The following is an 11,493-nucleotide window of genomic DNA, read 5'->3' as shown; positions in this document are numbered from 1 at the left end:
CCGACCAATTTGCTCTGGAAATACCGACGCCAGGATCCAACGCATGTTCATCGAGACCGAAGGCACCCCGAACCCCGCGACGCTGAAATTCCTGCCGGGCCGTGAGGTGATGGGCGATCGCGGCACCGCCGATTTCGCCTCGGCCGAGGCGGCGCTGCGCAGCCCGCTCGCGGCCCGCCTCTTCGCCCTGCCGGGCGTGGCGCGGGTCTTCCTCGGGACCGATTTCGTCACCGTGACCGAGGATGGCGAACAGGGCTGGGGCGCGCTGAAGGCGCAGGTGCTCGCCGCCCTGGTGGACCATTTCGTCTCCGGCCAGCCGGTGATCGAGGCCGCGGAGGAGGATGGCGAGGGTGACTACGACCCGGTGGATGCCGAGGTCGTGGAGCAGATCAAGGAATTGCTCGACACCCGCGTCCGCCCCGCCGTCGCCGGCGATGGCGGCGACATCGTGTTCCGCGGCTTCCGCGACGGCATCGTGCGCCTGCACCTCCAGGGCGCCTGCTCGGGCTGCCCCTCCTCCCGCGCCACGCTGAAGCATGGCGTGGAGAACATGCTCCGGCACTATGTGCCGGAGGTGGTGGCGGTGGAGCAGGTCGAGGCCTGAGGGCCGCGCCGGGCCGCCTGCTCCTCCGGCGGCGGCCCGGCCGCTTTCAGCCGCGGCGCCGGCGGTTGCGCTTGAAGTCCGCCACCTCGAAGCCGCCGCCGCGGCCATAGGTGTGCACCCCCGTATAGCCGGGCGGCGCCCCATGACGCGCCACCACCCGTTCCCGGAAGCGTTCGCGCGACAACTCCTCGATCTCGCACCAGACCAGGCCGGCGCCATAGGAAGCGGTGCAGTCCTGCGCGGGGCGGAAGAGCCGTCCCTCCCATTCGACCAGCGGCCCGGCGGGCCGGGCGGTGCCGGGGTCGAATTTCACCGGGTTGCCGGGATGCGGCGTCCAGGGCCCCTCCAGCCGCTCGCTGCTGAAGAGCGAGAGGGTGTCGTGCGAGCAGCTGCCGAACTCGGTCACGGCCGCGAACATCCACCACAGCCCGGTGCGCCGATCGAAATGCAGGGTGGTGTCGGCGGCCTCGATATCCTCGAGCAGGACCGTGCGCAGGCGCCAGCGATCGGGGAAGCGCTCCGCCTCCCAGAGCTGGACGGTGCGGTTCTCGCTGGATTCCGGGATCATCAGCACCGTCTCCCCGACCTGGAAGACGAAGGGGTAGGAGAGGTGATAGGGCAGGGTCAGCGTCTCGGCCGGGGCGCTGGGGTTGCCCTCGGCATCGAGCACGACATGGCTGATCCGGCCGCGATGGGTCGCGTAGTCGTAATCCTCGAAGAAGATCGCCGTCACGCCGGCATGGGAGAAGAGCACCGGATCGGCATAGAAGCGGTCCGGGCTGGATTCGAGGATGCGGAAGCTCGCGGCATCGAGCGAGAGGTCGAGCGGCGAGCCCGTGCCCTGCTGGCGGCGATAGCCGAAGCACCAGTCCTCGTAGCGCAACAGCGGCTTGGTGAATTGCCGGCCGATCTTGGGCAGGGTGGCGGAGGCGAGGCGGCGGGGCCAGTAGCCGAGACCCGGCAAGGCCGTGTCCGCGGCCGGCAGCGGCGCCGGCTCGGGCAGCGGGCGGCCGGTCAGCAGATGCTCCGCGGCGAGGCGGAGCAGGGTGACGGCGCGGCCGAGGATGCTGTCCAGCGCGTGCCCCAGCGTGTCGCGTTGCGGCACGGCGAGCCGGGCGCCCTGCAACAGCCGGCTTGCCTCGGCCGTGCCGAGCAGCACGCCGAGATGCGGCGCCTCGCCGGCCAGCAGCGGCGCGGCGAGGCCGCCGATCTCGAAGCGCCCGTGATAGAGCGGCGAGAGGATGCGGGCCGCGCGCAGACCGGCCGGCAGGGTTTTCGGGTCCTGTCCGGTGGCGTTGACGATCAAGGCCGTGGCCGGGTCTATGCCCTCGGCCGAGGGCAGCGCCGCCGAGGGCAGCCAGGCGGCGAGGTCCTGCCCGGTGCTGCCGAAGAGGCGGCGCTCGATGCCTTCGGAGGGCAGGGGCGGCTCGGCCGGCAGCGGTGCCCGCATCAGGCGGACCGGCACCGCGAGCCTGTGCCCGAGGGCCTCGGCGAGACGCGGCAGCCAGGCGCGCATGCGGTCGGATGGGGCGAGGAGGATGAGTTCGGTGGGCGTGGCGGCGAGACCGGGCGCCGGATGGGCGGCCATGGTATCGCCGGCGAGCGGCGCGGTGGGCAGGCTCATGCCGAGCGCGCCATCAGGGGGGCGCCGGCCGGTGGCGTCGTCCAGGACATATCGCTGCCCTTCCTTCAGTGGCCTTCACGATGGGTGCGGGAGATATCGCGATGTGGCGGCTGCGGACGGGCTTCTGCGATCAGGCGCGGTGGGTGCGCGGGCGCGGCAGGGGCGGCCGGCTCAATCGCATCGGCCGCAGCTTCTGCAAGGCCTGCTTCAGCCGGAGGCGCAGCATCATGCGCAGCGACATGTCGCCGAGCCAGGTGCCTTCCCAGTGATGGATGCAGAGGGTCCGTGGCGAGATGTTCGATTGCAACGGCTTCTGCTTCAGCACCGTCGAGCTGTAGGGGTTGTACGGGTAGAAATAATCCTCCGGCAGCACCAGCGCGTCGTCGAACTGCCGCGAGGCAAGCAGGCGCGTCACCATCTCCGGCAAGGGCTCGAAGCTGAGCGTGCCGGAGGCCGCCTCGGCGTCGAGTTGCTCGAGGGCGGCCTTCAGGAAGGGATGGCCCTTCACCGCGCCGATGACGCCGGCCCCGACGCTGTTCGGCAGCTGCAGGCCGATGAAGAAGCGCGAGCCCAGGAGCTGGTCGAACGGCTTCAGCGCCTCGACATCGGTGTCGAGATAGATGCCGCCATGCTCGTACAGCACCTTCAGGCGGACGTAATCCGCCACGAAGGCGAATTTCCGCTGCCGATAGGCCATGTCGACATAGGGGATCGACCGGTCCAGGCGTGCCTCCGTCCAGGCCTCGACTGTGTAGTCGGGCATGACGGCATGCCAAGTCTCGAGGCAATGACGGCTGAGCTCGCTGATCGGCGAGCTGCCGAACCAGCAGTAATGAATGACCTTCGGGATGCCGCTATCGTGTGTCATCCACCCTTTCCTCCCGAAGCATCAGCCAATCGTCCCGCTCTCGCACACATCGATGATATGTCCCGCATATCCACCATTATAGGTTTTGCTGCGACGTGCGCATCTAAACTTGTGCGTACCGATCTCATATGTACGTTACATATTCGGCAAAATATCTTTCCCGAATCTTTCCCACTCAGGACGCTCGATGCGAGGCCCGGCTTACCGTTATGAAGGCATATTGGGTGGGAATCGGTGCCTTTTGCGAAGACACCAGGCGGTGAGCATCGCCTGTCGGGTCTTCATCGCTGCGAGAGGTTTTGAAATCGGACCCAAGGTCCCCGTCAGCCGGTCGACCCGGCTGCGGCCTGACCTGTGCCACCCCTCCTTTTGCGGGGCGGCACGAACCGTGGCCCGTCTCAGGCGCCGAGATGCTGGAACCGCAAGCTGGCTTTCCGCAGGGCATTCTTCAGCCGCAGCCCAACCATCATGCGCAGCGACATGTCGCCGAGCCAGGTGCCTTCCCAGTGATGGACGCAGTAGGTCTGGGCCGAGATGTTGCACTGCAGCGGCTTCTTGCGGAGCGTCACCTCGCTATAGGGGTTGTAGGGGTAGAAATAATCCTCGGGGAATATATTCAGGTCCTGGTGGCCATGTGACGCGACCAGCTCGGTCACCAGCTCCGGCAGGGGCTGGAAGGTGAGCTTCCCGGTCAGCGCTTCCTTGTCCAGCGCATCCATCATCTGGCGGAGGAAGGGATGCCCCTTGGCGCCACCGATCACGCTGACGCCGACGCTGCCCGGCGACTGCAGGCCGAAGAAGAGCGACAGCGGCAGAAGATCGTCCATCGGGCGGACCGCCTCGATGTCGGTGTCGAGATAGATGCCGCCAACGTCGTAGAGGATCCGCAGCCGCATATAGTCCGCGACGAAGGCGAATTTCTTGAGCTTGTAGGCCGCCGTCACATAGGGGCTGCGCAGGTCGAGCGCATTCTCGTCCCAGCGGCGGATCTCGTAGCTGGGCATGACGTCACGCCAAGTCTGCAGGCAGCGCTGGCTGAGGCTGCTGAGCGGCGCGCCGCCATACCAGCAATAATGGATCTGTCGCGGGATCTGCTCAAGCTGTCCGGCCTGGTTTTCAGAGTTCATTCACCATTCCCCTCGAAGCGGACATTGCCGGCCGACCTCTTTGCGGGTCATTTCTTCCCTCGGCGTGCGCCCTGGCCACAAGCGCCTCGTCATTCCACCGGGAAGGCGGTCCTGCCGCCCCGAAGGGTCGTGACCGCCTGGCTGATCTGCTGCCAACGCGTCGCTGACATGATCGCCCCATAGAAGACTGCCCCAAGTGCCACGCCAACAGCAAGCAGGAGCGGCGCGGGCATCGTGGGCACCACCTTGTCGAGGCAGAGCAGCACGAAGCCGCCCATCGCCAGCGACACCAGGAGACATTGCGCGATGGCGCCGACGAAGCTCCGGATGCGGATGCCAAGGCAGGCGCGCAGCAGCACCGCATAGGTCGCCGCCACGAGCGACTCCCGCACCAGCAGGGCAAGGGCGATGCCGAGGATGCCGAAGGTGGCCATGGCCCCCAGCAACACGGCGCCGGCCGCCGCGGCCACCATCTCGATGACGAGATAGAGCTTGGCGCGGCCCGTGGCCGAGATGGCGGTGCCCGCCATGACGTTGAGCGCAAGCGGGATGCCGCCGAGGGAGAGAAGCTGCAGCAGCAACTCGCTCTGGCCCCAGGTCTTGCCGAAGAGCACGTGCACCGCCTGCGGGCCGACGGCGGCCAGGCCGGCGAAAGCCGGGAAGGCGACGAAGGCGAGCCCTTCGAGGCTGCGGAGGAAATTCGTGCGCAGCTGCGCCGCGTTGCCCTGCACCCGCGTGTAGGTGACGAAGAAGAGCTTCGAGGCGGGCGCGAGCAGCGTGGAGCCGACGGATTCGAAGATGCGCGCCGCGAGCTGGTAGGCGCCGAGCACGTCTGGCCCCCAGAGCCAGGCGATCAGCAGCCGGTCCATCTGGTTGCGCAGGAAGAAGGCGATCCGCTGGCCGCCGATCGCGGCGCCATAGCCATAGAGGTCGGCGACATGCCGGCGGGAGAAGCGGGCGACGGGGGCGCGGATGGCGCAGATCAGGGCGCCGGCGCCGTAGACCACCTTCTCGGTGAGGAAATAGGCGACCAGCGACCAGATGCCCCAGCCGAGGAGCATCAGCACCACGCCGATGGCGCAGCCCGAGACCGCGCCCACCACCTGCAGCAGCGAGATCAGGTGGAAGCGCGCCTGCCGCCGCAGCACGCCGACATGCGCCGAGGCGAAGCAGAGCACGGCGACGCTGCCGATCATCCAGGGCAGCACATGCGCCAGCTCCGGCACCGCGAAGGCTCGCGCGAGCGGCTCCGAGGCGAGGATGCCGAGGACGGTGCAGAGGCTCGCCACCACCACGGCCATGCCGATGGCCGCGCCCATATGCCCGTCCTCGAGGGAGGCGCGCTGCACCACCGTCTCGGACACCGCGTCGAAAACGCCGTATTCCAGGATCAGGACCAGGGCGCTGGCGAGCGCGAAGACGCCGATCTCGTCGGGCGCGAGCAGCCGCGCCGCCATGATGTAGAGCACCAGCGTCGAGGCCTGGCGCACCCAGGCGGCGGCCGAGGACGACAACAAGCCCGTCAGCATCTGCCGTGTGGAGATCGCGGTCACGCCGTCACCTGCCACACCATGCGCGCATCCGCCGTCATTACCGGGTCATCCTCTGCAGCATGCCCTGCTTCGCACCACCATCTCGAGACGGCCGGCCTGTGTTCTCGCGCATATCCCGCTGCGGCCGACGCCGCTAGGATGCCGCCCGCTGCTGGTCCTGGCCGCGCTTCGGCAAGGGCGGGCGCGAGGGGCGGCCTTCTGCCGTCTCGACGCGTATGGCAGGCCACACACCGTTCCGCTTGTGGGACTGACAGGCCCATATGCTGTCATGTAAGTCAATTCACCAGACTGCCGTCTCGCCCAAGGGTGAGAATGCCAGGCCCGCCATGCGCGCAACCATCGAGGCTGCCGGGACGGAATGGCCGCATCAGGGCCGGAACGGGCGAGGCTGCGGCCATCGCAAGACGCCCGTCCGGTCGTGCCATCCCGATGCGGCAGCCGGTGGTCACGCCGCGTCGATCGCGGCGGCGCGCCAGGTCGGACGGGAGGGCGTCGCGGCCGCATAGACCGACAGGACGTCCTCCACCATCTGCTGCACGCCCGCCGTCTCGCGCCGCGGTTGGCGCGCCGCTTCCGCCATCGCGCCGCGCAGGGCGCCATCGGTCACCAGGGCCGAGAGGCAGGTGGCGAAGCGGCCGACATCCTCGACCGGCACGCAATAGCCGTTATGCCCGTCGGTGATCAGGTCGCTGGCGCTGCCGGTGGCAGTGGTGATGACCGGCAGCCCGGCCGCCATCGCCTCGAGCAGGCTGTAGCTGGCGGCCTCGTAGCGGCTCGGCATGGCGAAGACGTCGAAGGCGCGCAGCAGCGGCTCCGCCGGGCGGGCGCCGAGCCAGAGCACCCTGGCGGCGATGCCGAGCGTCTCGGCCTGGCGCCGCGCCTGCGCGGCGAGCTCGCCATCGCCGATGATCACCAGCCGCGCCGGCGCCGTGGCGGGCACCTGGGCAAAGCCATCGAGCAGCCGGTCGATCCCCTTCTGCTCGCTGAGGCGCCCGACGAAGCCGATGGCGACCTCCTCCTCGCCGAGGCCGATCTGCTGCCGCGCCACCGCGCGCGGCAGGCAGTTCGGCTCGCCGACGGTGTTCGGCACCAGGGCGAGGCGCGTGTCGCGGATGCCGAGGCGGCGGCACTCCTCGAGCTCCGCCCGGCTGACGGCGATGATCTTGTCGGTCAGCCAGGACAGGCTGACCTCGGCCGTCCGGTAGAGCTGCCGCATCCTCGGCGTGAGGTTCGGCGACATGGTGTAGATCGCATGCGGCGTATAGACCACGCGCGCGCCGAGGCCGTTGGCGGCGAGGCGGGCCAGCAACCCGGCCTTCGAGCTGTGGCAGTGCACGATGTCGAAGGGGCCGTGCAGGCGCATCACCCGGCGCAGTGCGAGCACCGCCTTGGCATCGGTCGGATGCGGCCGGCTGCGCATCGTCATGACCGTCTGGCCGACCTCGGTGAGGCGTGCGAGGCGCTCGGCGAACACCCGGTCGCAGCGGCCGGAGGAATAGGCCACGTGGATCTCGCAGCCCCGCTGCAGCAACCCCTCCGTCAGGTCGAGCACATGCCGCCCGACGCCGGTCGCCGCACACTCCACGACCTGCAGGATGCGCGGCGGACGGCAGGCCTCGGCCGCGCCTGCCTGCGGCCGCCGACCCTCGGCTTGCCCGCTCCGGCCGGCCTGCGACAACCTGGGCAGCCAGGTTGGCGGCAGGCCGCGATCGGCGTGCAAATCCATCATCCTTGCCATCACGATGTCCCCGCGATCACCGAGCGAGCAAGCTCGCCCAAGCCACAATCGCGCCGCATTTGGACCGCTGGACTGTATTCACCACAACAAACAATATCTTTACCGCTTTCAACTAACAGCAACAATAATCAGCGGTTGAGAGAGCCCCATCCTGCACAAGTCGAGCGTAATCACACAAACTGAAGTGAGGCACGTTACGGACCTGTGACCAAGCGTGAAGACCCCTCAATTTAAACCACAAGGGGTTAGTGGTCCGCGTGCATTAAACTACTTCAGGTTGAGTACTGACCTGGATTTCGCTTGTGGCGTGATGGCCCGGAATCGTTGCTGTGGCGAACATCGCCTCCCCACCCGCGGTCCAAGGCGGCGTTCTGAGCCGCTACAACAACCCGCCGGACCATGCAGTTGCCCAGCGAGGATCCGGCGCCGGTGCGGCGCAGCCTTCGGCGACGGCCATGCGCCATTGCCCTGCTTCCAGGGCACCGACGCACCAGCACCGCCACATCGGCAGCAGGCCCCTCACACCAAAGGCGCCTTGCCGTGACGCCTCTCCCTGGCGAGGGCCTGTCGCCCGCCCGCTCTGGCGAGTTGACGCGGCGATCTGCCCTGCTGAGACAAGGTCGCCACCCGCCCTCATGCGCGAGCCTGTTCGACCCGGCGACGATCCTCTCGCCCAACCCGTTGGGTGGGTCAACACAATTGCTGCGGTGCAACCGACTCTGGGGCGCGACCTAGCATAAAGTTGAGTTTTCAGTCTAACATCAGGCCATAAGCAGGTACTTCACACGCGCGATCGCGAGGCCAGTCGCAAGGATGTGGCGGTGCCATGCCGGGAGGCCGGGAGCGTGGTGGCGCTTCCGTCTCCCTGCCGGTGTCGCGTCCTCCCGTGTCGCGTCAGCCTCGCCGCCGGTCCGGTCCCATGGCGGCGAGCGGCGGCCGGCGCAGCGCATCGGGCGCGGGGCGGCGCGGCTGTGTCGGCAGGCCGATCCCGATGCCCATCGCAATCCAGCCGCCGAAGAAGCGGAAGCTGTCGATGCTGAGGCCCAGCAGCAACACGCCGATCAGGGTCATGCCGACCGCGAAATGCATGTCGCGCAGGCTGGCATCCAGCGCCTGGTTGCGCGCGTAGCGGAAGGCGCGCCAGGTCAGGGTGCCGACGAAGCCGAGCCAGACCAGGTAGCCGGCGATTCCGGTTTCCGAGAGCAGGCGGGCGTGAATCGAGTAGCTCGGCGGCCATTTGATGTTGCCGTCATCGATGTACTCGCGCACCTCCCAGCTGCGCAGGTCGTCCGCCCGGACGTAATCGGTGTAATGATAGCCGAACTGACCGAAGCCGACACCGAAGAGCGGCCGTGTCTTGAACATCGAGAGGGCGGCGCGGATGCCGACCGAGCGGGTGATGTTCGAGGTGTTCTCGTCGCTGTCAGCCTCCAGCGGCTTCGGCGTCCCGTACTCGATGACGTTCGTCAGCAGGGTGGCGGTGCTGCGGTAGAGGCCGGTATTGCCGGCCAGCAGCACGACCGCCACGCCGAGAGCGGCGACGGCGTAGACCACCTTGTCCATCCGGGTCCGGGCATGGGCCCAGAAGACGATGACGAATTGGAAGCCGACGACGAGCATCGCCGTGCGCGACTGGGCCAGGATAACCAGCACCAGGGCCAGCGGCGCGTAGAAGCGGGAGGCGCTTTGCTCGCCCGGCAGCCGGACGACAGCGAAGGGCAGGAAGAAGCTCAGCAGCGCGCCGGCCCAGGACACCTCGAAGGCCGTCATGCGAAGCCGCTCGACATAGAGCGGCCCGGAATCCGAGTGCACGACATTCGCGAGCGCGGTGTGGATGTCGGTGAGCCCCGGCACCGAGTACCAGGAGGCGAATTCCAGCACGCCCATGAAGGCCATGACCAGGATGGCCCCGCGCGCCCCCTTCACCACCGCGGCGGTCATGCCGAGCCGCGCCACCCGGTGGTAGACGATGATGACCAGCACCCCGAAGGCCAGGATCATGCTCTGGGTCAGGATGCGCCCCATCCCCGAGCGGCCCTTGAAGAAGGCGTGTGAGATCTCGCCGTAGTTGAGGGCGATGCTGGCCAGCACGACGAAGGTGAAGGCCAGGGTGAAGCGGGCCACGGGCTGCGGCAATTCCAGCCCGCCCTCCGACAGCATCAGGCGCAGCGCCAGGATCGGGAAGATGACGATGAAGGCGTCATGCGCGATCTCGCCGAGCGGCAGGAACTCGACGAGGTCGTTGAAGGCGACCAGCACGATCGAGAGGGCGATCAGCGCCTGCGTCACCTTCGCGCGCGAGGCGGAGGCGCCCGTCGGCTGGGGGCGCACGAGCGGCCGCGGACGCATTGCCCCGAGTTCTATGGCCAAGGCGGATCTCCGACGCTGGACGCGATGTCTCTGTCTGCTGGTGCAATCACGGAACGGGCGGCCGGGCGGCGCGGGCGGGCCGCGCCGCCCGGTGGCGGTGCTCCGGCCGGCCGGGCCGGAGGCGGCTCATGGCGTGGCGACCGCCGCATCCACCTGCCGCCGCGGCCGCTGCTGCCGCAGCAGCAGCAGGATCGGCTTCTCGAGGGCGTAGTAGACGGCAATGGCGGCGCCCATGGCGAAGAGGCTCGCCGAGATGACGAAAGCCCAGGGATCGTTGATGTGCGTCCAGCGCCAGAGGATGGCGAAGACGTTGATCGAGAAGGGATGCGACAGGTAGAGCGAGTAGGAGGCGTCGCCGCCGAGGCGCAGCAGCTGCCCGATCCGCCCGATCCGCCCGATCCGTGCCGGCTGGCTGCCGAGGATCATGCCGGCCGCCAGGAGCAGGCAGGGCAGCCCGTTGCGGATCAGGCGCGACGGCGTCTCGAAGGGCGCGCGGTCCGGCGTGACATGCGCCATGGCGGAGAAGCCGAAGGCGATCGTCAGTGCCACCGCGAGGCCGACCAGCGCGGCCCGCGTCGGCATCGGCAGCCGCCAGCCATCGGCGTAGAGCATGGCCAGCCCGATGCCCAGCAGGAACTCGATGATGATCGCGCTGCCCCAGAAGTGCAGCGGCCAGACCGTGGCCGGCACCAGCGCCCCGAGCAGGATCAGGGCGGCGAAGGCGCCGAACAGGATGGCGATGCCGGTCTTCCGCTCGAAGCGCAGGGCCAGGGCGAAGACGGCGTAGAACAGCATCTCGAAATTCAGGGTCCAGCCAAGGGCGAGGACCGGCAGCAGCTCACCCGAGGCATTGGGCCAAGGCAGGAAGAAGAAGGAGGCGATGATGTGCTCGGGACTCGACATGCTCGCCGTGACCCGCCCCGGCATCAGGGCGAGCGCCGCGATCATGGCCAGGGAGAAGCACCAGTAGAGCGGCACCACGCGCAGGATGCGGCGGCTCATGAACTTGCCCGGGGCGCCGCGGCGGCCGAACTCCTCCTTGCCGATCAGGTACATGATGAAGCCGCTGATGATGAAGAACAGGTCGACGCCCATTCCCCAGTCGATCGCCGAGAGCAGGCCGAAGGTATCCGGCCGGGCATAGCCCAGCTCCATCGCCTCGTGCTGCACATGGCCGAAAAGGACCACGGTGGCCGCGACGAAGCGGAGCACCTGCACGTTGTGTAAAATGGATCGCGGCTCTGTCATCGACGTCCCTGAAGGGTGGCAACCCCGCTGATGCGTGTGCCACAGGCACAATCGTCCCGACAATGACGCGCTGCGTGATTCGATGTCACGTTCAGTCTCCCTGCCTCGCAACTGCGTGCGGAGAGGCGCCTGATCCCGGCAGGCGAGGGTCGGCGGACCCGCCACGGCCACCAGTCATAATCTGGCAAAAGCGAGAAACATTTCGTTTCGCCGTGGGATAATTCGGCCCCGGAAAAACAACGGGCCGGGCTACCGACAGCAAAATCCTTGCTACTCAATGATCATAACTAAATCGAGATTTTCTCTTGTTGGTTCCAAAACGACCGTGTTAGTCGTGCATCAACCCATCCTACTCAACCTA

At 67.9% G+C, this 11,493-nt stretch carries 8 protein-coding genes; 1 reads left to right on the top strand and 7 read right to left on the bottom strand.

Annotated elements, in window-relative coordinates; translation table 11 throughout:
- The first annotated feature begins 43 nt into the window (after positions 1-43).
- Complete coding sequence (locus DOO78_RS08570) at positions 44-604, top strand: NifU family protein (RefSeq protein WP_111469323.1); 561 nt, start codon at positions 44-46, stop codon at positions 602-604.
- A gap of 46 nt (positions 605-650) precedes the next feature.
- On the opposite strand, the gene DOO78_RS08565 is transcribed toward DOO78_RS08570, so the two are convergent.
- From DOO78_RS08565 to DOO78_RS08535, 7 genes are all read right to left on the bottom strand, one after another.
- Positions 651-2,228, bottom strand: a complete 1,578-nt coding sequence (locus DOO78_RS08565) for a glucosamine inositolphosphorylceramide transferase family protein (RefSeq protein WP_111469322.1) — start codon at positions 2,226-2,228, stop codon at positions 651-653.
- A gap of 130 nt (positions 2,229-2,358) precedes the next feature.
- Positions 2,359-3,096, bottom strand: a complete 738-nt coding sequence (locus DOO78_RS08560; protein WP_111469321.1) for a glycosyltransferase family 32 protein — start codon at positions 3,094-3,096, stop codon at positions 2,359-2,361.
- A gap of 398 nt (positions 3,097-3,494) precedes the next feature.
- Positions 3,495-4,223 (bottom strand): glycosyltransferase family 32 protein, encoded by a 729-nt coding sequence (locus DOO78_RS08555; RefSeq protein WP_111469320.1) that lies wholly within the window; start codon positions 4,221-4,223, stop codon positions 3,495-3,497.
- Positions 4,224-4,312: 89 nt separating this feature from the next.
- Positions 4,313-5,776, bottom strand: coding sequence for an oligosaccharide flippase family protein (locus DOO78_RS08550; protein ID WP_111469319.1), 1,464 nt, complete (start codon positions 5,774-5,776; stop codon positions 4,313-4,315).
- A gap of 445 nt (positions 5,777-6,221) precedes the next feature.
- The gene (locus tag DOO78_RS08545) at positions 6,222-7,361 is read right to left on the bottom strand and encodes a glycosyltransferase (protein WP_165838794.1); all 1,140 of its coding nucleotides are present in this window, start codon (positions 7,359-7,361) and stop codon (positions 6,222-6,224) included.
- Between the two features lie 1,047 nt (positions 7,362-8,408).
- Positions 8,409-9,845, bottom strand: a complete 1,437-nt coding sequence (locus tag DOO78_RS08540) for an O-antigen ligase family protein (RefSeq protein ID WP_165838793.1) — start codon at positions 9,843-9,845, stop codon at positions 8,409-8,411.
- Positions 9,846-10,010: 165 nt separating this feature from the next.
- A complete protein-coding gene (locus tag DOO78_RS08535) occupies positions 10,011-11,132 on the bottom strand; it encodes an acyltransferase family protein (RefSeq protein ID WP_111469316.1) in 1,122 nt (373 codons plus the stop codon).
- Positions 11,133-11,493: the final 361 nt, after the last annotated feature.

The sequence above is a fragment of the Roseicella frigidaeris genome, from assembly GCF_003258945.1.
Classification (GTDB): Bacteria; Pseudomonadota; Alphaproteobacteria; order Acetobacterales; family Acetobacteraceae; genus Paracraurococcus; species Paracraurococcus frigidaeris.
Note: the sequence above shows the minus strand (reverse complement) of the source record. Positions and strands in the feature narration are given on the sequence as shown.